This is a genomic window from Paraburkholderia sp. Cpub6, from assembly GCF_014201065.1.
Classification (GTDB): domain Bacteria; phylum Pseudomonadota; class Gammaproteobacteria; order Burkholderiales; family Burkholderiaceae; genus Paraburkholderia; species Paraburkholderia tuberum.
On the sequence record NZ_JACHDM010000001.1, the window covers coordinates 560,331 to 585,025 of the forward strand.

Consider the following 24,695-nt stretch of genomic DNA (forward strand, 5'->3'; position numbering starts at 1 on the left):
GGGCTTATGTTTATCTACATCGTCAAACGTCTGCTGCTGATGATCCCGACGCTGATCGGCGTCGTTACGCTGACTTTCTTCGTGACGCAGTTCGTGCCGGGCGGCCCGGTCGAACAGATGATGACGCAGTTGCGTCACGGCCAGCAGCGCGGCGGCGAAGGCGGAGGCGGCGGCAGCGCGTATCACGGCAGCCAGGGCGTCGATCCGCAGCAGATGGAGCAGATCAAGAAGCAGTTCGGCTTCGACAAACCGCCGCTGACGCGCTATCTGAAGATGCTGAGGGACTACGCGCGTTTCGATCTCGGCCAGTCCTACTATCACCATCAGAGCGTGTGGGCGGTGATCCGCTCGAAACTGCCCGTGTCGATCACGCTCGGGTTATGGACGGTCGTGCTGACCTACATCGTGTCGGTGCCGCTCGGGATTGCGAAAGCGGTGCGCAACGGCTCGCGCTTCGATACCGCCACCAGCGTGATGGTGCTGACCGGTTACGCGATTCCGGGCTTCGTGTTCGGCGTGCTGCTGCTGATGCTGTTTGGCGGCGGCACGTTCTGGCAGGTCTTCCCGATGCGCGGCCTCACGTCCGATAACTTCGACGAACTCAGCGCGTTCGGCAAGGTGCTCGATTATCTATGGCACATCGTGTTGCCGGTGACGGCGTCGGTGGTGGGCAACTTCGCGATCGTCACGATCCTGACCAAGAATACGTTTCTCGAAGAGATTGGTCGTCAATACGTGCTGACCGCGCGGGCGAAAGGCGCGCCCAAGCGTGACGTGCTGTGGAAGCACGTATTGCGCAACGCTGCGATTCCGCTGCTGACCGGGTTGCCCGCCGCGTTTATCGGCGCCTTCCTGAACGGCAACCTGCTGATCGAAACGCTGTTTTCGCTCGACGGCATGGGCCAACTGTCTTATGACTCGGTGATCCGCCGCGACTATCCGGTCGTGCTGGGTTCGCTGTTCCTGTTCACGCTGATTGGTCTCGTGACCAAACTCATTGCTGACGTCTGCTATGTCCTCGTCGACCCCCGCATCCAGTTCAACAGCCTGGACCGATGAACTGCCGCCCGGCGCGTTGCCGGTGTCCGTGTCGCCTGGGCGACGCGTATGGCAGCGTTTCCGCCGGCAGAAGCTCGGTTACTGGAGCCTGATCGCGTTCGCAACGCTGTTCGTGCTGAGCCTGCTCGGCGAAGTGCTCGCGAATGACCGGCCGCTGATGGTCCGTTACGACGGCCATAACTATTTTCCGATCGTGAAGGACTATCCGGAAACGATGTTCGGCGGCGATTTTCCGACCCGCGCGAACTATCTCGATCCGTTTATCCGCAAGCAGTTGACGGAGAAAGGCAACTTCGCGATCTACCCGCCGAATCACTACCACTACGACACGATCGATTACTTCGCGACGCGGCCGTTTCCGGCGTCGCCGTCCGCGACCAACTGGCTCGGCACCGATCAATACGGCCGCGACGTGCTGTCGCGATTGCTGTACGGCTTCAGGCTGTCGGTGTTGATGGCGCTTGCGCTGACGGTGTCGGGTATCGTGCTGGGCGTGCTGGCGGGTGCGTTGCAAGGCTTTTACGGCGGCCGCACCGACCTGATCGGGCAGCGCCTGATCGAAGTATGGAGTTCGATGCCGGACCTGTATCTGCTGATCATCTTCGCGTCGATCTTCGAGCCGAGTTTGTGGCTGCTGTTTATCCTGCTGTCGATGTTCGGCTGGCTGGTGTTGTCCGACTATGTGCGTGCCGAATTCCTGCGCAACCGTTCGCTCGATTACGTTCGCGCCGCGCGCACGATGGGTTTGAGCAACTGGCAGATCATCTGGCGTCATCTGCTGCCGAACAGCATGACGCCGGTAATCACCTTCCTGCCGTTCCGGATGAGCGCCGCGATTCTGTCGCTGACGAGTCTGGACTTTCTAGGGCTGGGTGTCGCACCGCCCACGCCGAGCCTGGGCGAACTGCTTCAGGAAGGCAAGAACAATCTCGACGCATGGTGGATTTCGCTATCTGCGTTTGCCGCGCTGGTGATCACGTTGTTGCTGCTGACGTTCATGGGCGACGCGTTGCGCAATGCGCTCGACACGCGTTCGCGCGGGTCGGCGTTCGGCGGGAGGAAGTGATGGGCGACGCAACGTTGCACAAGCCTTTGCTGGAAATCGACACGTTCTCGATCCGTTTCGGCGACAAGGTCGCGGTTCGCGAACTGAATCTGACGATCGGGCGCGGCGAGCGGGTTGCGCTGGTCGGCGAATCCGGTTCGGGCAAGAGCGTCACGGCGCTGTCGATCCTGCGCCTCGTCGAACATGCGCAGACCAGCGGCCAGATCCGTCTCGACGGCGTCGATCTATTGCAGAAAACCGAGCAGCAGATGCGCGGGATTCGCGGCGCCGACGTCGCGATGGTGTTTCAGGAGCCGATGACCGCGCTCAATCCGCTGTTCACGATCGGTCAGCAGATCGCCGAAAGCCTGCGTTTGCACGAGGGTTTGTGGTCGAACGCGGCGCGCGCCCGCGGCATCGAACTGCTGCGCCGTACCGGCATTCCCGAGCCGGAACGGCGGATCGACAGCTACCCGCATCAACTATCCGGCGGACAACGCCAGCGCGCGATGATCGCGATGGCGCTCGCGTGCCGTCCGCGCCTGCTGCTCGCCGACGAACCCACTACCGCGCTCGACGTCACCGTGCGTCAGCAGATCGTCGATCTGCTGATCGAGTTGCAGGAACAGGAAGCTGCCGATCGCGGCATGGCGGTGCTGCTGATCACGCACGACCTGAATCTCGTGCGCCGCTTCGCCCAACGCGTGGCGGTAATGGAAAAGGGTGTGCTGGTCGAAACCAATACGACCCAGGCGCTGTTCGCAGCGCCGCAGCATCCTTACACGCAGCGATTGCTCGACAGCGAACCGCATCGCGAGATCGAGCCGATCGAACCGCACGCGCGTCGGGTGCTCCAGGTGCAAGGCCTCGCGGTCGATTACCGGACGGCCGCGAAAGGCTGGCGCTCGCTGTTCAGCGGTTCGACGTTTCGCGCAGTGCACGAGGTCGATCTGACGCTGCGTCGCGGTGAGACGCTCGGCGTGGTCGGCGAATCGGGCTCCGGAAAATCGACGCTGGCGGCGACGCTGCTCGGTCTGCAACGGCCCGCCGCCGGTCATATCCATATCGACGGCGCGCCGTTGTCGGCTTTGCGTGGCGCGAACTCGCGCCGCGCGTTGTACTCGCGGATGCAGGTGGTGTTTCAGGACCCGTTCGGGTCGCTATCGCCGCGTATGACGGTCGAGCAGATCGTCGGGGAATGGATCGAGGTGCACCGGCCGGAAATCGACGCGCGCACGCGCCGCGCGCGGGTGGGGACGATGCTCGAAGAAGTGGGCATGCCGCAAGAATCGATGCTGCGCTATCCGCACGAGTTTTCCGGCGGGCAGCGGCAGCGCATAGCGATCGCGCGTGCGTTGGCGGTCGAACCGGAAGTGCTGATTCTCGACGAACCGACCAGCGCGCTCGATGTGTCGATCCAGCAACAGGTGCTCAAGTTGTTGGCGGGCTTGCAGAAGAAGTACCGGTTAAGCTATCTATTGATCACCCATGATCTGGCGGTGATGCGTGCGATGGCGCATCGCGTGATCGTGATGAAGAACGGCCGCGTGGTCGAGGCGGGAGACACGCTCGACGTGCTGCATGCGCCGTCACATCCTTATACGCAGTCGTTGCTCGCCGCGTCGATGATCGCGCCGGAGCACGACGAACCCGAGGTGCTGCAATGAGCGAATCGCGCTGGACGCAGGCCGCCCGTGCGTTGAAAAGCAATGCGGCGTTCTGGTCCTTACGGATTGTCGATGAACAGATCGACGACCACGAAGTGCGCAACGACGTCGCGCAGCCGCTGCGCACGCAGCGCGAACGCGGCGCCATGCTGACCGCATGGGCCGGCGCGGGCGCAGGCTATGCGGCAACCACGGATCTGTCCATCGCGGGCTTGCAGGCTGCGCTCGATATCGCGACGCAACGTGCGCTGGCGAGCGCCGGCGCATCGCTGATCGACCATCGCGCGGTGTCGCGCGAAGCGCTCAGCGGCGCGTATGTCTCGCCCAATGCCGACCAGCCGCTGCCAACGCGCGGCGAATGGCTCGCGCGTCTCGCGCACGAATGCGCCGCCGCGAAAATCGACGACCGGATCGTCGAGCGCACGGCATCCGTGCAGATCACGCGCACCGAACAGGTTTATCTGACCAGCGACGGCGCGCGAATCGACCAGCGCTTTTGCCTCGTGATGCCGGAAATGAGCGTCGCGGCGCACGCGAACGGCGACACGCAGGTGCGCACGCTCGGCGGCAATTACGGCACGCTCGCGCAAGGCGGCGTCGAAGTGCTGGACCGCTACGCGTTCGACGGCGCAGGCGTGCGGCTCGCCACCGACGCGCTGACCTTGCTGGCCGCGCCGAACTGTCCGGCTGGTCCGCGCGACCTGCTGCTGATGCCCGATCAGATGATGTTGCAGATTCACGAATCGATCGGGCATCCGCTCGAACTCGACCGGATTCTCGGCGACGAACGCAACTTCGCCGGATGGAGTTTCGTGAAGCCGGAGATGTTCGGCACTTACCGTTACGGCTCGGAACTGCTCAACGTGACATTCGATCCGTCGTTGCGCGAAGAAGCCGCGTCGTACGCATTCGACGACGACGGCACTGAAGCGCGCAAACAGTATCTGATTCGCGATGGCGTGCTCGAACGTCCGCTCGGTGGCGCGCTGTCGCAACAGCGCGCAAAGATGGCGGGCGTCGCGAATTCGCGTGCGTCGAGCTGGAATCGCGCGCCGATCGACCGGATGGCGAACCTGAATATCGAACCGGGAACCAGCACGCTGGGCGAAATGATTTCCGGCATCGAACACGGCATCCTGATGCGCACCAATACGTCGTGGTCGATCGACGATCACCGCAACAAGTTTCAATTCGGCTGCGAGTTCGGCCAGTTGATCGAAAACGGCAAGCTCACGCAAATCGTCAAGCAACCGAATTATCGCGGCATATCCGCGAATTTCTGGCGCAGTCTGAGCGCGGTCGGCAATGCCGGCACGCGCGAAGTGTTCGGCACGTCGATGTGCGGCAAAGGCGAACCGGCGCAGGTGGTGCGCGTCGGCCATGCGTCGCCGCCGTGCGTGTTCAGGCATGTCGATGTATTCGGAGGCGCGCGATGACTACACCCCATGCAGTCAATGCATCGAGCGGCTTCGATTTCGCCTCGAACGCGCAGTCGCCGGATTGGCACGCGCATTTCGCGCTGCTCGCCGATGCGATCGACACGTTGCTCAGCGGCGACGAAGTGGTGTTGACGCGGCTGTCGGCGGAGCAATCCGACTTTATCCGCTTCAACGGTGGCAAGGTTCGGCAGATCGGCCAGGTGTCGCAAGGCAAACTGACCGTCCGCCTGATCGACGGCGCCAGGCAGGCGTATTCGAGCTTCACGGTATGCGGCGATCCAGCGACGGACCTGCGCGATATCGCCGATGCGCTGAATACGTTGCGCGACGGCTTGCGCGATGCGCCCGACGACCCGCATCTGTTGTACGACGCCACCCAATGGACCCAATCGACGCGCCGCAGCGGCAAGCTGCCCGCGCCCGACGCACTGTTGCGGACCGCCACCGAAAGCGCGCGCGGACTCGATTTCGTCGGCTTCTATGCAGGTGGCTCGATGGTGCGCGGCTTCTCGTCGTCGCGCGGCAGTCGCGGCTGGTACGAAGTCAGCAACTTCAGCTTTAGCTGGTCGTTGTACGACCCGAGCGGCCGTGCGATCAAAAGCACGTACACCGGCGACCACTGGGACGACAGCGTGTTCGCCGCGAAGGTCGAACAGGCCGCCGCACGTTTGCCGGTGCTTGGACACACGCCGCGCGCGTTGTCGCCGGGGCGGTATCGCACGTATCTGGCGCCGTCGGCGATGCTGGAACTGGTCGGCACGGCGTCGTGGGGCGGGTTTTCCGCGCGCGCGAACGCCACCGCGCGCAGCCCGTTTTACCGGCTGCACAGCGGCGAAGTCGCGCTCGATCCGCGCGTGTCGATGACCGAAGACCTGAGCCTGAATATCACGCCGCGCTTCAACGAAGACGGTTATCAGCGCGACAGCGTGCCGTTGATTCACGACGGCCGCAACGCCGGGCAACTGACCAACGCCCGTAGCGCGCGCGAATACGGATTGACGCCGAACGGCGCGCTCGCCAGCGAAACGCCCGAGTCGCTGGCGATGGCTGGCGGCGATCTCGACGCCGCCGATATCCTTGCCGCACTCGATACCGGGCTGTATGTCGGCAATCTCTGGTACGTGAATTTTTCTGACCGGATGAATTGCCGGTTGACCGGCATGACGCGTTTCGCGACGTTCTGGGTCGAACGCGGCCAGATCGTCGCGCCGGTCGACGCGATGCGTTTCGACGACAGCCTGTACCGTTTGCTGTCGAGCGAACTCGAACGTCTCGACGCCCAGCCGGAACTGCTGCTGAACGATGGAACATGGGGCGAGCGGCAGACCGGCGGCTGGAAACTACCCGGCTTGCTGGCACGCTCGTTCGAACTGACGCTGTGAGTGAGTTTCCGATGACAGACTGAACGCCATAACAATGACAGAACCAACGACAATATTTGAGAGCACGACACGGTTCGGGGCCGAACCGGTCGAGATGAGCATCAGGCCGCTGCATCCGGACGACGCCGCGCAACTCCACGCGATGCGTTCATGCCCCGGCGTGATGCGCCAGAACCCGATGCGTCCGTATCCGACCTTGCAGCAGGCTCAAGGCTGGCTCGCGAAGCTCGCGGCGCCGTCGATGGCGATTGCAGCGCTGGTGGGCGATACGCTGGTCGGCGCGGCCGATCTGCATCCGGGCGCGCTGCGTCGCGCGCATAGCGGCTGGCTGGGTATCAGCGTGCACGACGACTGGCAGGGCAAGGGCGTCGGCACGCGGCTGATGGCCGAACTGATCGATGCCGCCGACAACTGGTACGGGCTGCGCCGTCTCGAGCTGAACGTGTTCGCCGACAACCATCGCGCGATTGCGCTGTATCGCAAGTTCGGTTTTTCGCACGAAGCGACCTTTCGCGGCGCCGTGCTGCGCGACGGCATGCTGATCGACTCGGTGTTCATGGGCCGCTTACGCGCGCCGATGGGTCATCTGCAAGCGGAAATCGAGGCGGCCGTATGAACGTCTCGTTGAAACCCGACACGGCGCATGTGATTATCCGCGCCCGCGAAGTGTCCGACCTCGACGCGATCACTTCGTTGATGAACTGCCCCGGCGCGCGGCATGGCACGTTGCAGACGCCGTATCGCTCGAACGCGACGGTCGGGAACTGGCTCGAAAAAATGCCCGCGAACACGCTCGGACTGTGCGCGGAGGCGGGCGGTCGCGTGGTCGGGATGATCGACGTGTTGCCGCGCATGCACCGGATGGCGCATTGCGCGGGAATCGGTCTCTGCGTGCATGACGATTACGTCGGGCGCGGCGTCGGCACGGCGCTGCTCGCGGCGGCCGTCGAGTGCGCGGATACGCTGCTCGGCCTGCGTCGGCTGGAGTTGACCGTGTTCGTCGACAACCACCGCGCGATCGCTCTGTACCAGCGCTTCGGTTTCGTCGAGGAAGGACGCTCGCCAGCGTTCGCGATGCGCGACGGCCAGCTGGTCGATGCATTCCATATGGCCCGTTTCGCCGATGCGCCGGTGTTCGCTTCGCCGGTCGCGCTCGCACCGAACCCACACGCGTGAGCATGCCTTGGCCGCCTTTTTTATCGACCGACCGGTGTTTGCGTGGATTCTGGCGCTTGCGGTAATCATCGCGGGCGCGCTCGCGTTGACGCAACTGCCGGTCGCGCAATATCCACGACTCGCGCCGCCGCGTATCGTGATCGACGCAGTCTATCCGGGCGCATCGACAGAAGCCGTGGATGCGAACGTTGGCAGCATCATCGAAGAAAGTCTCGACGGTGCCGACGGGATGCTTTACTACGAAACCGCCAGCGACGGCCTCGGCAACCTTGAAATCGCGGCGACCTTCGCGCCCGGCACCAACCCCGATATCGCGATGATGGACGTGCAGAACCGGCTCAAGCAGGTCGAGCCGCGTTTGCCGCAACAGGTGGTGCAGCAGGGTATCAGCGTTTTCAAGGCCGCCAACACGTTCCTGATGCTGGTCGCGCTGACATCCACCGATGGCACGCGCGATTCCGCGCAACTGAGCGACATCCTCAGCCGCGACATCATGCGCGAACTGAAGCGCGCGCCGGGCGTCGGTTCCGCGCAACTGTGGGACGCCGACGAAGCGTTGCGCGTCTGGCTCGATCCGATGAAGCTGCGCGAATTCGGCCTCGCCGCGTCCGACGTCAACGCCGCGATTGCCGCGCAAAACGCGAGCGTCGCGGCAGGCACACTCGGCGACGCGCCGCTGGTGGACGGCCAGCAGCTGAGCGCGTCGGTGAACGTCAAAGGGCAGTTGCTGTCGCCGGAGGAATTCGGCCAGATCGTGCTGAAAGCGCACCCCGACGGCTCGGCAGTGCGGCTTGCCGACGTCGCGCGGGTCGAGATCGGCCGCGACAACTATACGTTCTGGTCGCGCCTGAACGGCAAGCCGTCGGCGACGGTCGGGATTCAACTCGGGCCGCGCGGCAACGCGCTCGAAACATCGGACGCGATTCGGGCGCGGCTCGCGGAACTGGCGAGCCGTTTGCCGCCGGGCGTCGCGGTTCAGGTGCCGTTCGATAGCGCGCGCTTCGTCAACGTTGCGATTCGCGAAGTGCTGATCACGCTGGCCGAGGCGATCTTGCTGGTGTTTCTCGTGATGTGGCTGTTCCTGCGCGATCTGCGCTACGCGCTGGTGCCGACAGTGGTGATTCCGGTCACGCTGATGGGTGCGTTTGTCACGATGTACGCATTCGGCTTGTCGATCAACGTGTTCACGATGTTCGGCCTCGTGCTGGCGATCGGCATTCTGGTCGACGACGCGATCGTGGTGGTCGAGAGCGTGCATCGCGTGATGGACGAAGAGGGCATGGCGCCGCGCGACGCGACATTGAAAGCGATGAAACAGATCGGCGGTGCGATCGTCGGCGTGACGGCGGTGCTGACCGCCGTGTTCGTGCCGATGGCGTTCTTTCCTGGCGGCGTCGGTGGGATTTACCGGCAATTCGCGGTCGCGATGATTGCGTCGATGCTGGTGTCGTCTTTCATGGCGCTTTCGTTGACGCCCGCGTTGTGCGCGAACCTGCTGGGCGCGCCTGCGCAATCGGTCCGTCAGCGTGACGCGCGACGCGGTTTGCGTGGCGTTGCCGCGCGCCTCTCGACGCGTTTCGAACAGGGCTTTGATCGCGCGTCGCGCGCCTACCGGGCCATGACGGCCGCCGCGATGCGCAGGGTCGGGCCGCTGCTCGCGGTGTATGCCGTATTGCTGCTGCTGTGCGGCGCGTTGTACTGGCGGATGCCGGGCGGCTTCCTGCCCGTCGAAGACCAGGGCCAGTTGCAGGTGATGATCCAGTTGCCGGCCGGCGCGACGCAGGCGCGCACGCTCGCGGTCGTCGAAAAGACCGAGTCGATTTTGCGCATGCAAACGGCGGTGGCGAACGTGACAAGCGTGATCGGCTGGAGTTTCGAGGGCAGCGGACAGAACGTAGCGATGTCATTCGTCACGCTGAAAGACTGGGGCCAGCGCGGCGTTGATGCGATGACGCTGCGCGACACGTTGAACCGGTCGTTCAGCCGGATTCTCGACGGCAACGTGCAGGCGCAATTGCCGCCGTCGGTGCCGGGCGTCGGGCATTCGGACGGCTTCACGTTCCGGCTCGAAGATCGCGGCGGCTTGGGCCGCGACGCGTTGAAGGCCGCCCGCGACCAGCTTGCCGAGCGCGCTAAGGCCGATCCGTCGCTGGCGTCGATTCATTTCGAGGATCTGCCCGACGCGCCGCGTATCGAACTCGACGTGGACCGCGCGAAGGCGTACGCGCTCGGCGTATCGTTCGACCGGATTGCGGACGTGCTCGGCAGCACCTTTGGCTCGTACTACGTCGACGATTTTCCGGCGGGTGGCCGGATGCGCCGCGTCCTGGTGGCGGGCGATGCGTCGACGCGGATGACGGAAACCGATCTGCTGGCGTTGTCGGTGCCGAACCAGTCGGGCGCGATGGTGCCGCTGTCGTCGGTTGCGACGCGCCGCTGGACCATCGGGCCAGTCGCATTGACGCGCTACAACGGCTATCCGTCGCTCGATCTGAACGGCCGTGCGGCGAACGGTGTCAGTTCGGGGGCGGCGATGGAGGCGATGGAGCGGCTCGCGGCGAGCTTGCCTGCGGGCATCGCGTTCGACTGGGTCGATGCGGCGCGCGAAGAACGCGCGGCGGCGCGGCTGACGCCGTTGCTGCTCGGACTGTCGCTGCTGGCGGTGTTCATGGCGCTGGCCGCGCTATACGAAAGCTGGACGATTCCGCTCGCGGTGTTGATGGTCGTACCGCTTGGCGTAGTCGGCGCCATTGCGGCGATGCTGATGCGCGGCATGCCGAACGACGTCTACTTCAAGGTTGGGATGATCACAGTGATCGGCTTGTCCGCGAAAAACGCGATCCTGATCGTGCAATTCGCGCGCGACCTGAGCCTACGCGGTGTGCCGCTGACGCGCGCGGTGATACGCGCGGCGGGCGCGCGATTTCGCCCGATCGTGATGACGTCGTCGGCGTTCCTGCTGGGCGTCGTGCCGCTGGTGCTGGCGAGCGGCGGCGGTGCGGAAAGCCGCCAGTCGATCGGGACGGGCGTGTTCGGCGGCGTCGTGACGGCGACCTTGCTCGGGCTGGTGTTTGCGCCGGTCGCGTTTCAGGTGGTGGCGGTGGTCGCGCAGCAAGGGCCGCGCGGCGCGCTGCGGCGCTTGCATGGCTATCGGCGTCAGTCGCGCGAGTTGATTCGCGATGTCAGCACATGATCGGCTCACGCGCCGCCGATCTTCAGATACGCACGCGCGAGGGCTTCGTTTTCAAAGCCGAGCCGCTCGAGGAGTCGCGCGCTGCGCAGATTGTCGGGCCGGTAATTCGCCATTACGCGATGCAGTTGCAGCGTGCTAAAGGCGTGGTCGATTGCGTTGCTCAACCCTTCGCGGGCGAAGCCGCGACCTTCGAAGCGCCGCGATACCGGGAACCTGAGATGACACGCCTGGAAGGATGCAAGACCAAAGATAGAAGTGTCATGGCGGTCTCACTGATGTGGCAACTCAACTATCGGCAAGGCGGTTATAGCCGATGTTACTTCAGGCCCACAGCTTCCTCCGGGCATAGCCAGTTGCAAAGCTCGCCAATCGTTTTTATGTCTTTAGATTTGCCGTCCGCAAATCCGGTGAGCGAGGCTGACCGTGGTCGCGCAAATAAAGCAACACCCGCCGCAGGAAGATGCGTTTGTCCGAGCAGGAAAGCCGCACACCGCGCGCAGCAAGATGAACCTCTTGGTTGAAAGAAATGGTGTATCGCGTGAACGGGTATCCCCGCTTACGCAAATAAATGATCGATTGGAAGCACGAAGGGACGACTCATGGCGCAATACGCATGAGCATGAGCGACCGTGCGATGCCTGCGCAACTTGAGCAAAGAGGTTCTCATGGGCAGCGCAGCAAGAATTGCATCGGGTGGATACGTCATATCAAGTTCCGCTCAACGATGAAGATAGCTTCTTGCGTGGTTGCGTTCGCGCAGGCGAGGTTCGATGAATGAAGTCCCGGCCAGTTGCTCCGATTCGCGGTAGTTCCGCATCTTATCGCGTGCGCGAGCGGGAAATGTGCAACTTGCCGTTGCGATGTTTCGTAGCGCGTGCGACGCATCGCGCCGCGCGAATGTGCCGCTTGCTCGATCGCACTCGATATGTATTTCGCGCCAACATTTGACGTTGTGTCAGCGATCCGATATACTCTTTTTTCTCTGACGCGGGGTGGAGCAGTCTGGCAGCTCGTCGGGCTCATAACCCGAAGGTCGTAGGTTCAAATCCTACCCCCGCAACCAAAGCCCAGTAGGGCTTTGCGCGATTTCAGAAGTTTTGGGGAGATCGCACTTTTCGCGAATTTGGGCGCTATGTGGGCGCTGGCCGCGAAAATCCGGCAAAACCGTCACACCATCAAACCCGCCTTCGAGCGGGTTTTTTGTTTTCCGCTGCTAAGCGAGGACTCGGCGTAAAGCCCTATAGGGCCGGGTTTCAGGCGGAAATAGCCAGCGCGCACCCCCATCACTACCCCTTCGTACGCTCGATAAATTTTCTGGAAAATTCCTTCCAATTTTGCTCGGATATTGTGCCCGAGTCGCGCGCCGGGGCGTGCGCGATAGTTCTACTGTTTCGGTAGAAGTTTTCGAACTATGAAGATGCGTCGGCGCTTCTATCATGAGCGTCCTTCCATCGTTGAACATTGGCCGGGATAGGCCGCCCCATTAACAAGCGCCGCGCGGCGAGATTATCGAACATCGTCCACTTCGGATCGGGCATGTTCGTTATGCCGAGGTAGGCGGTATATAAATGAGGCCATGCGCCGACTTGATATCGAAGGTCGCCCGTAATCGGAGATTGGTCCAGCAGGTAGATGTACAACTCATCTACATCGCGCAGTTGCGCTGTCATATGGGCCTGCGAGTACGTTCCCGAGTCCGGATAGCGCCCGTCGTAGCTTGACTGTAAAAGTTCGATGGTCTTCTCATAGGGTGCAAGCGAGACGTGTCCGTAGTGCGAGCACATGACCGCTGCAAGACTCGGGAGGTCGTGTCCTTTTCCTTTCTTAGGCTTAAAGCTTGGGTCCATGAAGAAGATGAACCCTTTGATTAGCTTCTCGACCGCTTGCTCTGCCATCACGAAGCCCGGGAAAAGACCATTCAACAAGCAACACCTTGCCGCTGCATAGTCTTCGGCAGATTGCTTGAAGAAGTACCCCGCATTGCGGTCCCGGCCATGTGGATCGAAATTGCTTGTGGAAAGTAACGTCGCGTAGCTGGGTGGGTTCGGCTCGCTCATTGGTTCCGGGTGGCTGATGATCGGTGCGGCCATTGTAAAGGACGCAAGGGTTGCGGCAGACGTCTAGAAACCGCTCGCGGGGTGCGGGTGGTATCCAAGGTCATCCGAAGGCGGCGGCTCTTACGCGAGCTTTTGCGCACGGTGTTTTCGCATGCAAATCCAAGAATGGATCACGACTCAATATTGAGCGCTGAGTTTCAGCTACTGATTCGATTCGGCCTGATAGCATCTGCATCTACACAAACTACGTTAAAGGCGCGCAATGGATGCTACGACGCAGGCACTAGTCGCCGACCTGATCACGGGCAGGATTGTTGGGAACTGGATGTTTTGGTTGATGGTTTTCCTCGTTTCGGCGGCAGCCACGATTGCCGCCAGCTATCTCAAGGGCTATGGCACTAAGAAGGGGGAACAACTCGCGACCAAGGAAGACTTCGAAATTCTTAAGACGCAATTGCAGGCGACCACGCGCATTACCGAGGAAATCAAAAATGAAGTCGGGCACATTGAGTGGCGCACGCGTGAAATGTATAGCACTCGTCGCACTAAGCTTGAGGAGTTCGTTCAGCAGATAGGGACTGTGACTTCGATGTTGGACCCGTGGGTCTCGGACATGCAAACCGGCACGTTCGGGTCGCTGGACAGCGAGTGTCTGAATCGTCTAGAGATGCTTGCTCGCCTGTATTTTCCTCCGCTATTCGCCCCGACGATGGGATTTACTCTTGCATGGCGGAGCCTAATTCAACAAGCGCTTGCGGCGGGGCAGGCTCTTGGACGGATCGACCAAGGAGACCTTCAGGCGCGCCAAAAGCAGATGGACGAGAATCTGAGCACTTTTAAGCCTTTACATGTAGAAATGCTGGTGCGACGCAGCGCACTTGAGGAGACTGTTGTAACCGTAATGCAGGATGTTCTTCGGCTGCCCGATGAACCACCACGGGCACCGCGTGGCACCGAATGATGAAGTCGCACGCGTTTTCGTCTGTCGGCACATCGGCCCTTTCGCGAGCTTCTTGCTGCGCGCTAATGCATAGCAAGTGCTTGAAACCCTAAGATGGTCACGCCGGACTACGCGCCGGGCGAGCGGATCGGCCGATTGAGCCGCACCACGTGCGCCTTCGGCAAATGCGCAAGCCGTTGCGCTGCATCGAGGCTCTTCACTACGGCCAGCGAGCAATCGCTATTCGCCGGCACCGTCACGGCCGAAACTTCAAGAATCTCGAAGGCGGTGAAGCGCATACCGGGGCCATCTTCGAGCGGCACCATCTTGAGTACCCGAAAGCCGATTGATATGCCCTTCACCAGTCCGGCTGTGATCGATTGCCACGCCATATCAAGCCTATCCTTTAGCTCGCCCGGCTCGGCCACTTGCGCGATTTTTGCCTTGAAGCCGATTGCGCGATCATTGGCGGCCGCATACACCACCGAGCCGATCGGCGCATCGTGCTGGTGTTGCCATAGAAGCGGCATCGGTAGCGTGAATTGCGCGCCTTGCGGCTCGACTACATCGCCCATGCGGTCAGGGCTTGGCGTTGAGCAAATGCCTTCGATCACGCGCTCGCCTTCGCTTTCCTTCACGTGACGCAAGACAAGGGTGCTTACTGCGCGACGGGTAATCATCATGCTTCTCCAAGGTTAGGCCGGACAAGGCGTTATCGCTTCGTGCCGCTATCCCACGGCTTCCTCGCCGTGCGCGGTGCGTTCATTTGCGTGCTCGCGGCATCTCGCGGTGTGCGGGAAGACTTGCTCAGGCGGAGCTTCACCGCGAGCGCCGCCATCACGCCAGCGGCTACGGCTTGAATTCTCACGGCCGGATGCACGGCCGGTGTCCTGTTACGGCCGATGCGGATGAGCGGCCCTTCGGCATCGAGGATCGCCGTAGCGCGCTCGCGCATCACGGCGTGCGCAACGTAGGCGGCAAGCAGGCTCGAATCGGCGGCCGTGAAGTAGTCGGTCGGCGCGGAATTCACAATCTCGCGCCACACCTTCTTGCCTTCGGCACTCATCGTCTTCGGCGGCGGCAATGGCTTCGCCGGCATCAGACGCAAGGCCGGCTCACCGATTGCACGCCGGCCGCTTGTTCGTCCACCCATGATCACGCTCCTTTGGTCACTTCCGAAGACGGCCGGAATTGAAGCCGGGCTACAGGCCGGATCGGCCGGGGTTACGGGCGGTAACAAGGCGGCACCGCCAGTATCGCGCCGGGATCGAGCCGGGTTGATTCACGAAGGAATCCTTGCGATTGCGTCGAAGTATGGCCCTAAAAGGCGACTCGTGAGAAGTGCAGATTGCGCAAAATTCGGTTGGGGGCGAGGTGTCCGGTTTGAAACTTCTTGATCGCGACTTGCCCCCCCGCCATCGCTTGCCCGTCATTGCTCGCGCGTGCTCACCACTTTTCACGTGCGCTCAAATTTGAGCCGTCATGCGGGCACAGTCTTGTGCCTTCGTCACGGTACGCCTTCGAGCATCAGCAGCGGGCCGTCGTCATAAATGACGGTCGAGCGGGCCGGCAACGGATCGATGAGCGGGATTGTGATGCCGTGAAGATGTCCGCTTGATAGCTCGGTGACAATCCATACGCGGCCGGGTGTATGCGCGTGCTCGAAGCAATCGATAGCCACGAGCTTCGCGCCGGGATGCTCTGCGATCACGCGGCCTACTTGCCCGCACAGCGAGAGCAAGCTCGATTCGAGGTCATCGCTTCTTGCCGGGTGTAGTTCATCGCGGCGCACGGCATAGTGATTCGCTTCGAGCACACGTGCTACCCGGCGCATCACGTAAGCCCACGAGCGCTCGCCGGCAAGCGCGGGCAGCGGGAAGACACTGGCGAGCGTGCGGCCGTCTTCGGGGTGCGGGCGGCTCTTCATGCCTTCGCTCCCTTGCTCGTGCCGAGCGGCACGGTGCCGATGCCGGTGAGCACCGAGACCGCACCATCGGATGCGAACCAATTCACGTATTCGAGAAGCCTCACGCTCGATAGATTCTCTTGCCACAAGGACATCAGAACGGTCGTGCCGGTGCCATCGTCTACTTCAAGAGAAGCTTCGCTCGATGCATCGCTCGCGAACAGGCGCGGGGTGAGCGCGATGCGTGAAGGGTCGAGAAGCACGAGCGCATCGGCCGGCACCGCACTATGCGCGATAGCAGGAATGCCCGCCAGCGTGCCGACTTGCGCTACACCGATATCGGCCGCGCCAAGGGTGGCACCCGCGAGCGCGAAGGAGACGGCGGTCGCGGCACCCATCACGAAGACGGCCGAAGCAAGATCGCCTTCGAAGGCGTCGATGAGCGCGCGAATATCGGCGGCGGTGTTGCCGGTTGCGGGCGTGCTCGGCGCACCGTGCGTGATCGAAGCCGGGGATTCACCCGCCACGCCAGCGTTAGCAGGATCGATAAAAGCTTGCGCTTCGGTCTTATTCGCGGCGCGTTGCAAAGCGCGATTGAGCGCGCTATCGCCGGCCGGGCCGAGAAGGCGAAGCACTTCGTTGGTGAGCACGATCAGGCTCGCGAGCTTGAGCGCTGGCAGGCGCATCGTGGTGAAGCTCTCGCGCGATGTTTTGATCGGCTTGCCTTCATGTGTCCAGAAGGCCACGGCACCTTCGCCTTCTACGAGGAACGGCAGCACGAAGGGCACCGTCGAGAAAGCCGATACCGCATTGATACTCTCGATGAGCGAATGCGCACGCGCGAGCGTGATGAAGGCTTGCGAAGCGGCGGCGGCTTCAGCATCATCGCCGAGCGCCGGAATGTCTACGGTGCCGGCCTTTTGCAGGATGCGCGTGGCAAGGGCCATCACGCCGTGCTGTGCTTCACAGTACGCACGAGCTTGCGGCACGCTTCCGCGAGCGATTGCGAGAGCGCGAGCGATACGCGCGAGGGTGTAGCCGTCGCCGTCTGTCAGTCCCATGATGTGAGCCTCCGTGAAGTGAGGCTTCATCATCGAGCGCATCGAGCGCGTCGAACAGATACCGAAGCGGCCGATAGCGGCCGATGGTGTTCGCGCATGGTGCGGAACTTCCGCACGTCGCGCGCATCGATGCTCGATCACGAGACGGCATATCGATCAAGCTCGCGCTCGATGTGCTCGGCAATCGAATCGAGCGTGTAGAGCCAGCGCGGGCCGCAGCGCCGTCGACGCAGCACGGGGGATAAGCGGCCCTCGATGGCTTGGCGGCGCAGCGCCTTCGGCGAGTGATAGCCGAGCAAGCGAGCCGCGTCACGCTCGCACACTTCACCGGCCGGGCTAACCATCACGCCGTTATCGCGGCACCAATTTTCAAGGCGGGCGAGCCTAGCGGCCACGCGCTCTTCAAGGCTCGGCATCATCGCTTGCGCTCGATCACGAGCAGTCTTAACGAATCGATGTAGCCTTCAAGCGCGCCGAACTTCATCTCGTCACTGACAGCCAGCGGCATCGAACGCGCGAGCAGTGTCGCCGGCTCGCTTTCGGCATCCGGCATATCCGCCAGCATGAGCAAGACCATGAATCCCACGTCGAGCCGGCGCTCGCGCGTAGCGAGCGCATAGCGGATTACGTCTTCGATCTCTTCGGCCTTGGTCCTGTTGATCACGTATTTCGCCAACAGGCGGCGGTGTCCCTCAAGCGCGTTGAATGCCCGTGCCGGTTCCGCAGCAAAGACGGGCCGGCCGAGATTGTCGATCTTCATCGTGCCACTCCTTCGGATTGCGTCACCGGTATATAGTTGCGCGCGCATCCGTCTTCGAAACGGGCGAGCTTGCGGTCGCGCGAATATTAAGACTCTGCATCACAGCGCTACCAAAATGGCACGTTTGAATGCTTCGGCCATATCGTTAGCGGCCTTGCTTGATGTTTCGGCCACGATTTGTATTGGCACGTGCGAAAGGTGAGCGGCGGCTTCGGCTTCCCCGGTGGCAGCGAAAGGCAAGACCGATCATCGTAATCATCGGTCGTGAAGGTAAAGCCCTCCTTCCATCCATCAATCAAAACATCGACCACGACAGAGCGGTCTTCAAGCTCGATGAAGGTAGCCGATATACAGCCCTTCGGCTTGTTGCGCGTTCGTTATCCGGTCTTCAGCGGGCACGCATAACAGTCATCGGCGGCCGGGCAGTGCAGACACTTTCCCTTCGGTTTGATCATCGTGTCACTCCATCAGAAGGCAACATCATCGAGGGTGTCGTCTGGCATTGCGCCGGTATCGCGCCGCGCGGGCGTCGCGCGCTTGCCGATGAAGCGGCCGGTGCGTTGAGTCGCCGGTGCTCGTTGCGGCCGGGCCTTGCGCTCGGCAAGTTCGGCATCAGTGTCTTCGCCGCGCGAGATGCGGCGCTTGCGCTCGACGGTGTAGGTGCTTTCGATGCGATCCGCAGTCATCGACACTTGCGGCCGGGCGGTGCCGTTGCCATCGGTCCAGACCGAGAGCTTGAGCGTGCCCACGGCCGCGAGCGCATCACCGTCATCGAGCGCGAGAAGCGCGGCCTTCGCGGTGTCACCGAAGCACACGAGATTCACGAAGAGCGCATCAGCGCCATCCTGTGCCACGCGCATCTTGGCGGTAGCGAAGCGGTGCTTGCCATCGCGCGAAGTGCGCAAGATGGGCGTGCCGTAGAGCTTGCCCGCGATCAAGGCCGTGATCATGGCTCGGCTCCGTCATCGAAGTCTTCATCACGCGCGGGCCGTGCGCGGCTTTTCGAGCGCTTTGCCGGCTTCTTCTGTTCGCGCTCGAAGAGCACGGCTTCGACGGTTGATGCGAACAAGCGCACCCGTTGCTGCACTTCGTCACACTTCCGGTACTCCTCGATAGCCTCATCGATCAGGTCGTCAGTCACGCGCGGATCGGCCGCCCAGCGCTGAGCTACACGGGGCACTTTCCATCCTTTCACGACGCCGCACGAGCGGAGCCGCTCGGTGATCCGCCCGGCCCGCTCGCGTACTTCCGGGTCGAGCGCGGCAAGCCGGTCTCGATAGCTGGTTTTTTTGCTGCGCTGCACCGTGCCGCTTTGCTGTCCATGCACTTCCCCTTCGCCGGGGTGCAGAGCAGCAGCCGACGCCGAAGGCGGCGCAGCCACGCGGCAATGAGCGTCCTCGCGCGGAGGCTCGCCGCTAGCCACGCGGCAATGAGCGTCCTCGATGTTCGTCCTCAATACCCTCAACCCCTTGTCACCGACAGCCGGTGAAGTTCGCGTGGTCAATCGGTGAAGTTCGGTGCCCGGATCGGTGAAGTTCGGATCGCGAATCGGTGAAGTTCGCGCGGTGGATCGGTGAAGTTCGAGCGCCGGTTCGGTGAAGTTCGAGTCGTCAAACTTCACCGGCTCGCGGTGAACTTCGGTGCCATTAAACTTCACCGGCTCGCGGTGAACTTCGGTGCCATTAAACTTCACCGGCTCGCGGTGAACTTCGCGATCCGGCTCAAGCGGTTCTTTGTTGCGCTGCACGCCAGCACTCTCGCGCTCGGCGTTCGCCTTGAATTCCTCCCACGTCACCGTGTCCGGATATGCATCGAACGAGCGCTCGTAGTGGAGCCTGTACACGCGCGTGCCGCCTTTCCCTCTGCGCTCTCCCGTATCTTCGAGCAACCCGCGTGTAACGAATTCAGCGAGCACACTTGCAATCGTGCTCGTGGCGAAACCCGTGCGCCACGAGAGGCGCAACACCGACCAGTAGAACTTGCGGTCGTTGTCGATCACACGGCAGAGCGCATGAAAGATTGCTTGCCGCGTAGCATTGCGGATCGGGTAATTCTCGGCCCATTGCGTGGCGACGGTGCGCTCGCGGTACTTGTTCTCGCCGCTCATGAGCGCACTCCACCATCACACTGGCCGAGTGCGCTCATCGCTTGTGCGAATGCGTGCGATCGCGGGGCGGCGGCACTCATCGCGCGGCTCCGTATGACGCAAACCACGTGCAATGCGGAAAATTCGGACTACCATCTAAGCGCATTTCGCGTGTCTCCCCAGAAGACGTTATGCGCGAAGGCATCAAGCGGTCGGGGTTGGCGTCCCGGCCGCTATTTTTTCCTTCGATCGGTCGAGGGCGTGGTGCTTCAGGCGCTTTGCGAGCCGGCGCGTTCGGCCTTGCCCTTCACGCGCGAGACGATAGCCTTCTTCGGCTTGACGAGCGGCGGTGCTTCCTTCGGCGCGGCTTCAGGCCCGGACGGTTGCGCCGGCTTGGGCGTGGCCTTGATCATCGCGTGTTGCCAATCCAGCGCGGCCCGATAGGTGATCAATATCTTCTTGCCGACCATCATCACTTCGGGGCCGAGCCCCTTGCGGCGCAAGTGATACAACGTCACGCGATCGAGCCGGTAACGTTCGCAGAATTCCTTCTGCGTCATCGCGCCGGGCTCATCGGCCGGATCGTGCGAGGTCGCACGAATCCCTTCGAGGATTTGTTGTAGCAGCGCCGTCACGTCCGGCGACACGGCGCGTTGTGTTTGCTCTTCGTCGCCCGGTAAGCCCGGCGCATCAGTTACGGCGGGCACTGGATTCCGGCGTGGCGTCATGTCGACATCTCCATTAGAGATTCCGTTGCGAAGTGTTCACGTGAGTTGCGAACAACTCGATTTAACTCTTATGGATACCGAAAAGAAAACGAAATTATCTGATACCGGAGACTTACTAGTTGCGCTTTGTTGCTCTTTAAAGCACATGCAAGTTCAATGTTTCTCAATAATCTTGCAATCAGAAAAACTTATATCAAGGCGCAAAAAAACCCGGCACGCGGCCGGGTTCGAGGGGTGATAGAGGCGCGCACGCTATGCGATCGTGACAGCGCCGGCGCTGGGTTTCCGCTTCATCGCGGCGCGGCGCGGCGCATTGAATGCGGTGTTGATCGCATCGTGCAGATGGTCCGGTGCGAGGTGCGCATAGCGCAGCACGGTCTTGATATCGCTATGCCCGAGTAGCACGCGCACACGGTTGAGGTCGACACCGGCCGAGACAAGCTTGCTCGCGTAGTCATGCCGGCAGTCATGAAACCGGAAGCCGGTGATGTGCGCCGCTTCAAGCAAGGCGTCCCACGCGTTGCCGATGTCCGTCAACGGCGCATCGGTGTCTTCATTGCCGAAGACATAGACCTTATGCGCGAGCGGCTTCCATGCCGTGAAGCATTCGGCCAGCTCATCGGTCATCGGCACATCACGGCGTTCGTCATCTTTCGTTGTGCCGCGCCGCACGTGGATCGTGCGAAGCTCAAGGTCGACATCGGCCCATTCGAGCGCGAATATCTCGCCCTTGCGCATGCCGGTATTGAGCGCGCACACAACAAACGGCTGAAGGTGATCGCTATAGCGCACATTGCGCAGTGAGGGCGGCGGCGTGAGCTTGCGCATGCGCCGGTGCGCGATCGTGCGCTGGCGGGCTTCGCGGTTCGCTTCTTCTCGCGCTTCCATCGCCGCATACAAGCGCTCGCGTTCGTCCGCAGACAAGTAGCGCACCACCACGTCGGCGCGGCCGTTGCGTTTCACCTTGCGGGCCGGGTTGTCTGCGATGTGCCCGGCATCGGTAGCGACGCGCAGCATGCCTTGCAGCGCGTGGAGCTTGTTCGCGATCGTCTTCGGCTTGATCCCGGTTTTCGCGGCCTTCGCCTTCCAGCCTTCGAGCAGCCAGGGCGTCAGTTCATCGAGCGCACGGTCGAGCAGTTCGGGGAATGACGAGCGGATCAGGTCCGCGTTCGCCGTGCTGATTCCGTTCGCTTCCAGATAGCTTACATAATCGGTGTCGAGGAAGGCGCGCAGCGTCGGCACGCCATGCGCGCGCCGCACGCTCTCGGTGTGCCGGCGCTTCTTTTCTTCGATCACGGCGGGCGTATCCTGCTTCGTCGGGGTCTGTTCGAGTTCGCGCCGGGCCGCTTCGCGGGCATCGCTCGCAGACATGGCAGGGTAAGTACCGATGCGCTTGCGACCCTCATTGCCGTCCGGCTTGTAATAGCGCACCGTGAAGGTGATGGTGCCGCTCGGCAGCACGCGCACCTTGAAGCCGGTTAGATCGGCATCGGCGTACTCCTGAAACTTGCCGGTGGCTTCGAGGCCGCGAAGGAATTCGCGGGTGATGTTGACCTTATTCTTGGACACAGGGACTCCGGTTTGGGCGTTTCTTGGGCGCTAGCGGCAGAAAACCGGCAGCAACAACGAATCACCAATTTAAACCTAAGTCACTGATTGCTCAAGGAATATGCAACGATGGGCAACTGGAAAGAACGGGCATTATCGGGTTAAATTGGGCTCATAACCCGAAGGTCGTAGGTTCAAATCCTACCCCCGCAACCAAAGCATTGTTGAAAGCCCGCATCGCGCAAGCCATGCGGGCTTTTTGACTTTCGGCGCTACGTTTTGCTTGTGGCGCTTGCTGCGTATGCTGTGCGCGTGAATAGATGCAACACGATTCGCGCGGGATCGAGGCCTCGAGGCCATCGTCTCTCTCCTCCAATCGCCCACTGCACCGCCGCCTCGTCATGCAACGCGGCGGTATCGAAGCCGGGCAGCACTGAATCTTCCTGCTCGTGTTCGTTGCGAAGATCGTGAGATCGGCGCCGCTGCGTTCGAGATGGCGCGCGGCGTTGGCCATCCGTTCGCCGAGCGCGAGTCAGTATCCGAATCTTCGTTGACCGATGGGACGCAAGAATCATCCATCGCCCATATCCGATGTCTAAACCAACGGTTAGCTTGGTCGTCCCAACGACCAGGAGTAGGTTTCAGATGTCATATGAACAGGATTCAGACAGCGTGCGCGTGGTGCTGAGCGCCCCGCAGCTGTCGGCCGTGCTGGCTCGCCACTCGATTAGCCCCACCGAAATGCTTTCCAACCGTCTGTGGGGAGGTTTGCAGGTTGTCGGCGGGGTGCTTGAAATGGCCGGAGCGGCAGCGCTGTGCGTGTTGCCCGAACCGACGATGGCAAGCAAGGCCGGGTGTGTAGTGTTCGGGGCGCATGGTTCGGACACGGCCGCGGCGGGCCTGCGCCAGGTCTGGACAGGGCGCGATACCGCCACCTTGACTCAGCAGGGCACGGCGAAGCTGGCAGAGGCGATGCGGGTCAGCCCTGACATGGCAGACCAGATCGGCCTGTCTATCGATATGGCCGTGCCGTTCGGCTTTGCTGGCTCGATCAAGGCTGCACGCGCGGCCAGCGTTACGATGGGCCGGATCCATCTGCAAATGCACGAGGCGAAAGCGCTCAATCCAAGGCTCGGAGGGCACACGCTCCAGAAGCATGTTGGTAAGAACGAAGCATGGCTCAGGGAGCGGCTGAAACGTGAACCAAAGCGAAAAATCGTATCCTCGTTTATAACCCTTGAGCATGCCGAACGCGCCATTTCGGAAACGGTGCAGGCCAATGCCGTAAGAATCAGGACGTGGGTGCAGTCCCCAACTCGAAACGCAAAGATCACAGTCACCAAGGTCGTCTCTGGCGACATCGGCTATGGAGTGACGCGGGTTACTGGCGAACTTACGCGAATGAACAACGTCTTCGTCACGCTGAAATACGAAACCTACAACGGCATGCCTTATTACATCCTCACCGCCTACCTTGAATGAGAGAGAAATGAGTTCGTCAGAGCGCTATCCCGCAATGGACCACCTCATGAGAACGTATTTCGGCCAGGACTTCGACCTGTTCGGAGAAACCGTCCCGGAAATAGTCGCGTGTTACAAGCAGGACAGTCCTCATGATTACGCCAATTTAGTTCGGGAAATAGACTCGTTCAGGAACGAACACCCGCACGATCTGGCCATTGCGTTCGATCAGATGTATGGGCGCGGATTTTCTCCCGAGCCGTGGGGCTACACCGTCGCTTCTTTTCTAGACGAGATCCAGCGCCTCCTCAACGAGTAATCGGCTTGTTGCAAGGCGCGGACAGTTCCATCCGGTCCGATGTGTATGCACGGGACGTGATACGTGATGAGTATCGATCTATCGCTTTCGACTCGCGCCTTCTCTCACCGCCAAAGGGAGGCGAATCTGTTTTCCTTCCGGCGCAAAACCAGAGCCCCGCGCCTATTTTCACTCCGCCCCGATCGCCCACTCCACCGCCGCCTGCGCATGCAACGCAGTGGTATCGAACACCGGCAGCACCGAATCTTCGGGCTTGATCAGCAGCGTGATCTCGGTGCAGCCGAGTATCACCGCCTGCGCGCCACGCGCGGCCAGATGCTCGATCACGCGTTGATAAACCTCGCGCGACGCGTCGGCCACGTTACCGTGGCATAGCTCGTCGTAAATGATGCGGTGCACGTCCGCGCGTTCGTCCTCATCAGGCACGAGCGTGTCGAGTCCATAGCGCTCGCGCAGCCGGCCCATATAGAACGTCTGCTCCATCGTGTAGCGCGTGCCGAGCAGGCCCACCCGCTCGACGCCCGCCGCGCGCAGCGCCGCGCCGGTCGGATCGGCGATGTGCAGGAACGGCACCGTGATCGCCTGCTCGATCGATTCGCACACGCGATGCATCGTGTTCGTCGCAAGAATCACGAGATCGGCGCCGCCGCGTTCGAGCTGGCGCGCGGCGTCGGCCATCTGTTCGCCGAGCGCGTGCCAGTCGCCGGCGCGCTGGTTCGCCTCGATCGACGCGAAATCGACGGTCAGCAGAAGACTGCGCGCGTTGTGATGGCCGCCGAGCCGCGCCTTCGCGTGGCGGTTCAGCAGCCGGTAATACTCGGTGGACGACTCCCAGCTCATTCCGCCGATCACGCCGATCGTTTTCATC

Annotated in this window: 24 protein-coding genes and 1 tRNA gene; 12 read left to right on the forward strand and 13 right to left on the reverse strand. The window is 61.9% G+C overall.

The window, feature by feature from the left end; all coding sequences use genetic code 11:
* Positions 1-6: 6 nt before the first annotated feature.
* The 8 genes from HDG33_RS02460 to HDG33_RS02495 all read left to right on the forward strand — a co-directional run bounded on the left by HDG33_RS02460 (position 7) and on the right by HDG33_RS02495 (position 10,961).
* Complete coding sequence (locus tag HDG33_RS02460; protein ID WP_184022285.1) at positions 7-1,059, forward strand: microcin C ABC transporter permease YejB; 1,053 nt, start codon at positions 7-9, stop codon at positions 1,057-1,059.
* Complete coding sequence (locus HDG33_RS02465; protein ID WP_184022288.1) at positions 1,013-2,125, forward strand: ABC transporter permease; 1,113 nt, start codon at positions 1,013-1,015, stop codon at positions 2,123-2,125. The genes HDG33_RS02460 and HDG33_RS02465 overlap by 47 nt, the downstream gene beginning before the upstream one ends.
* Complete coding sequence (locus HDG33_RS02470; protein WP_184022291.1) at positions 2,125-3,771, forward strand: ABC transporter ATP-binding protein; 1,647 nt, start codon at positions 2,125-2,127, stop codon at positions 3,769-3,771. Before HDG33_RS02465 ends, HDG33_RS02470 begins: the two co-directional genes overlap by 1 nt.
* Positions 3,768-5,207, forward strand: coding sequence for a TldD/PmbA family protein (locus HDG33_RS02475; RefSeq protein WP_184022294.1), 1,440 nt, complete (start codon positions 3,768-3,770; stop codon positions 5,205-5,207). The genes HDG33_RS02470 and HDG33_RS02475 overlap by 4 nt, the downstream gene beginning before the upstream one ends.
* Positions 5,204-6,592 (forward strand): TldD/PmbA family protein, encoded by a 1,389-nt coding sequence (locus HDG33_RS02480; RefSeq protein ID WP_260330289.1) that lies wholly within the window; start codon positions 5,204-5,206, stop codon positions 6,590-6,592. The genes HDG33_RS02475 and HDG33_RS02480 overlap by 4 nt, the downstream gene beginning before the upstream one ends.
* 94 nt (positions 6,593-6,686) lie before the next feature.
* Positions 6,687-7,208, forward strand: a complete 522-nt coding sequence (locus HDG33_RS02485; RefSeq protein WP_260330290.1) for a GNAT family N-acetyltransferase — start codon at positions 6,687-6,689, stop codon at positions 7,206-7,208.
* On the forward strand, positions 7,205-7,768 hold the full coding sequence (locus HDG33_RS02490) for a GNAT family N-acetyltransferase (RefSeq protein ID WP_184022300.1): 564 nt from the start codon (positions 7,205-7,207) through the stop codon (positions 7,766-7,768). Before HDG33_RS02485 ends, HDG33_RS02490 begins: the two co-directional genes overlap by 4 nt.
* 7 nt (positions 7,769-7,775) lie before the next feature.
* A complete protein-coding gene (locus HDG33_RS02495) occupies positions 7,776-10,961 on the forward strand; it encodes a multidrug efflux RND transporter permease subunit (RefSeq protein ID WP_184022304.1) in 3,186 nt (1,061 codons plus the stop codon).
* A 5-nt stretch (positions 10,962-10,966) separates the two neighbouring features.
* Here HDG33_RS02495 and HDG33_RS02500 read toward each other — a convergent pair whose 3' ends face one another.
* The gene (locus tag HDG33_RS02500) at positions 10,967-11,125 is read right to left on the reverse strand and encodes a GNAT family N-acetyltransferase (protein ID WP_260330291.1); all 159 of its coding nucleotides are present in this window, start codon (positions 11,123-11,125) and stop codon (positions 10,967-10,969) included.
* 822 nt (positions 11,126-11,947) lie between these two features.
* On the opposite strand from HDG33_RS02500, the gene HDG33_RS02505 reads away from it, so the two are divergent.
* A tRNA-Met gene (locus HDG33_RS02505) sits at positions 11,948-12,024 on the forward strand.
* A gap of 346 nt (positions 12,025-12,370) precedes the next feature.
* Here the strand turns inward: HDG33_RS02505 and HDG33_RS02510 are convergent.
* Positions 12,371-13,051, reverse strand: a complete 681-nt coding sequence (locus HDG33_RS02510) for a HEPN domain-containing protein (RefSeq protein WP_184022306.1) — start codon at positions 13,049-13,051, stop codon at positions 12,371-12,373.
* A gap of 229 nt (positions 13,052-13,280) precedes the next feature.
* Between HDG33_RS02510 and HDG33_RS02515 the strand changes: the two genes are divergently transcribed.
* Entirely contained in the window at positions 13,281-13,979 is a 699-nt protein-coding gene (locus tag HDG33_RS02515; RefSeq protein WP_184022308.1) for a hypothetical protein, read from the forward strand.
* Positions 13,980-14,086: 107 nt separating this feature from the next.
* Here HDG33_RS02515 and HDG33_RS02520 read toward each other — a convergent pair whose 3' ends face one another.
* From HDG33_RS02520 to HDG33_RS37990, 10 genes are all read right to left on the reverse strand, one after another.
* Positions 14,087-14,641, reverse strand: a complete 555-nt coding sequence (locus tag HDG33_RS02520) for an HK97 family phage prohead protease (RefSeq protein WP_260330292.1) — start codon at positions 14,639-14,641, stop codon at positions 14,087-14,089.
* A gap of 29 nt (positions 14,642-14,670) precedes the next feature.
* Entirely contained in the window at positions 14,671-15,111 is a 441-nt protein-coding gene (locus tag HDG33_RS02525) for a P27 family phage terminase small subunit (protein WP_184022310.1), read from the reverse strand.
* Positions 15,112-15,465: 354 nt separating this feature from the next.
* The gene (locus tag HDG33_RS02530; RefSeq protein ID WP_184022312.1) at positions 15,466-15,885 is read right to left on the reverse strand and encodes a hypothetical protein; all 420 of its coding nucleotides are present in this window, start codon (positions 15,883-15,885) and stop codon (positions 15,466-15,468) included.
* A complete protein-coding gene (locus tag HDG33_RS02535) occupies positions 15,882-16,925 on the reverse strand; it encodes a phage major capsid protein (RefSeq protein ID WP_184022315.1) in 1,044 nt (347 codons plus the stop codon). The genes HDG33_RS02530 and HDG33_RS02535 overlap by 4 nt, the downstream gene beginning before the upstream one ends.
* Before the next feature lie 137 nt (positions 16,926-17,062).
* Positions 17,063-17,344, reverse strand: coding sequence for a hypothetical protein (locus tag HDG33_RS02540; protein WP_184022317.1), 282 nt, complete (start codon positions 17,342-17,344; stop codon positions 17,063-17,065).
* On the reverse strand, positions 17,341-17,685 hold the full coding sequence (locus HDG33_RS02545) for a hypothetical protein (protein WP_184022319.1): 345 nt from the start codon (positions 17,683-17,685) through the stop codon (positions 17,341-17,343). Before HDG33_RS02545 ends, HDG33_RS02540 begins: the two co-directional genes overlap by 4 nt.
* A gap of 467 nt (positions 17,686-18,152) precedes the next feature.
* Entirely contained in the window at positions 18,153-18,635 is a 483-nt protein-coding gene (locus tag HDG33_RS02550; RefSeq protein WP_184022321.1) for a single-stranded DNA-binding protein, read from the reverse strand.
* Positions 18,632-19,792, reverse strand: a complete 1,161-nt coding sequence (locus HDG33_RS02555; protein WP_184022323.1) for a hypothetical protein — start codon at positions 19,790-19,792, stop codon at positions 18,632-18,634. Before HDG33_RS02555 ends, HDG33_RS02550 begins: the two co-directional genes overlap by 4 nt.
* A gap of 248 nt (positions 19,793-20,040) precedes the next feature.
* Positions 20,041-20,499 (reverse strand): hypothetical protein, encoded by a 459-nt coding sequence (locus HDG33_RS02560; RefSeq protein ID WP_184022325.1) that lies wholly within the window; start codon positions 20,497-20,499, stop codon positions 20,041-20,043.
* Between the two features lie 252 nt (positions 20,500-20,751).
* Positions 20,752-22,068, reverse strand: coding sequence for a site-specific integrase (locus tag HDG33_RS37990; protein ID WP_184022327.1), 1,317 nt, complete (start codon positions 22,066-22,068; stop codon positions 20,752-20,754).
* A gap of 624 nt (positions 22,069-22,692) precedes the next feature.
* Here HDG33_RS37990 and HDG33_RS02570 point away from each other — a divergent pair.
* Both HDG33_RS02570 and HDG33_RS02575 read left to right on the forward strand, forming a co-directional pair.
* Positions 22,693-23,529: an RNase A-like domain-containing protein gene (locus tag HDG33_RS02570; RefSeq protein ID WP_184022330.1), complete on the forward strand. Its 837-nt coding sequence runs from the start codon at positions 22,693-22,695 to the stop codon at positions 23,527-23,529.
* A 34-nt stretch (positions 23,530-23,563) separates the two neighbouring features.
* Positions 23,564-23,827, forward strand: a complete 264-nt coding sequence (locus tag HDG33_RS02575) for a contact-dependent growth inhibition system immunity protein (protein WP_260330313.1) — start codon at positions 23,564-23,566, stop codon at positions 23,825-23,827.
* 168 nt (positions 23,828-23,995) lie between these two features.
* On the opposite strand, the gene HDG33_RS02580 is transcribed toward HDG33_RS02575, so the two are convergent.
* Positions 23,996-24,694 (reverse strand): aspartate/glutamate racemase family protein, encoded by a 699-nt coding sequence (locus HDG33_RS02580; RefSeq protein WP_184022334.1) that lies wholly within the window; start codon positions 24,692-24,694, stop codon positions 23,996-23,998.
* Between the last annotated feature and the right edge of the window lies 1 nt (position 24,695).

Bases quoted from the DNA above. Each gene is read 5' to 3' on its own strand.
- HDG33_RS02460 (WP_184022285.1), top strand. From the start codon at position 7: ATGTTTATCTACATCGTCAAACGTCTGCTGCTGATGATCCCGACGCTG.
- HDG33_RS02465 (WP_184022288.1), top strand. From the start codon at position 1,013: ATGTCCTCGTCGACCCCCGCATCCAGTTCAACAGCCTGGACCGATGAA.
- HDG33_RS02470 (WP_184022291.1), top strand. From the start codon at position 2,125: ATGGGCGACGCAACGTTGCACAAGCCTTTGCTGGAAATCGACACGTTC.
- HDG33_RS02475 (WP_184022294.1), top strand. From the start codon at position 3,768: ATGAGCGAATCGCGCTGGACGCAGGCCGCCCGTGCGTTGAAAAGCAAT.
- HDG33_RS02480 (WP_260330289.1), top strand. From the start codon at position 5,204: ATGACTACACCCCATGCAGTCAATGCATCGAGCGGCTTCGATTTCGCC.
- HDG33_RS02485 (WP_260330290.1), top strand. From the start codon at position 6,687: ATGAGCATCAGGCCGCTGCATCCGGACGACGCCGCGCAACTCCACGCG.
- HDG33_RS02490 (WP_184022300.1), top strand. From the start codon at position 7,205: ATGAACGTCTCGTTGAAACCCGACACGGCGCATGTGATTATCCGCGCC.
- HDG33_RS02510 (WP_184022306.1), bottom strand. From the start codon at position 13,051: ATGGCCGCACCGATCATCAGCCACCCGGAACCAATGAGCGAGCCGAAC.
- HDG33_RS02515 (WP_184022308.1), top strand. From the start codon at position 13,281: ATGGATGCTACGACGCAGGCACTAGTCGCCGACCTGATCACGGGCAGG.
- HDG33_RS02520 (WP_260330292.1), bottom strand. From the start codon at position 14,641: ATGATGATTACCCGTCGCGCAGTAAGCACCCTTGTCTTGCGTCACGTG.
- HDG33_RS02525 (WP_184022310.1), bottom strand. From the start codon at position 15,111: ATGGGTGGACGAACAAGCGGCCGGCGTGCAATCGGTGAGCCGGCCTTG.
- HDG33_RS02530 (WP_184022312.1), bottom strand. From the start codon at position 15,885: ATGAAGAGCCGCCCGCACCCCGAAGACGGCCGCACGCTCGCCAGTGTC.
- HDG33_RS02535 (WP_184022315.1), bottom strand. From the start codon at position 16,925: ATGGGACTGACAGACGGCGACGGCTACACCCTCGCGCGTATCGCTCGC.
- HDG33_RS02540 (WP_184022317.1), bottom strand. From the start codon at position 17,344: ATGATGCCGAGCCTTGAAGAGCGCGTGGCCGCTAGGCTCGCCCGCCTT.
- HDG33_RS02545 (WP_184022319.1), bottom strand. From the start codon at position 17,685: ATGAAGATCGACAATCTCGGCCGGCCCGTCTTTGCTGCGGAACCGGCA.
- HDG33_RS02550 (WP_184022321.1), bottom strand. From the start codon at position 18,635: ATGATCACGGCCTTGATCGCGGGCAAGCTCTACGGCACGCCCATCTTG.
- HDG33_RS02555 (WP_184022323.1), bottom strand. From the start codon at position 19,792: ATGAGCGGCGAGAACAAGTACCGCGAGCGCACCGTCGCCACGCAATGG.
- HDG33_RS02560 (WP_184022325.1), bottom strand. From the start codon at position 20,499: ATGACGCCACGCCGGAATCCAGTGCCCGCCGTAACTGATGCGCCGGGC.
- HDG33_RS02570 (WP_184022330.1), top strand. From the start codon at position 22,693: ATGTCATATGAACAGGATTCAGACAGCGTGCGCGTGGTGCTGAGCGCC.
- HDG33_RS02575 (WP_260330313.1), top strand. From the start codon at position 23,564: ATGGACCACCTCATGAGAACGTATTTCGGCCAGGACTTCGACCTGTTC.
- HDG33_RS02580 (WP_184022334.1), bottom strand. From the start codon at position 24,694: ATGAAAACGATCGGCGTGATCGGCGGAATGAGCTGGGAGTCGTCCACC.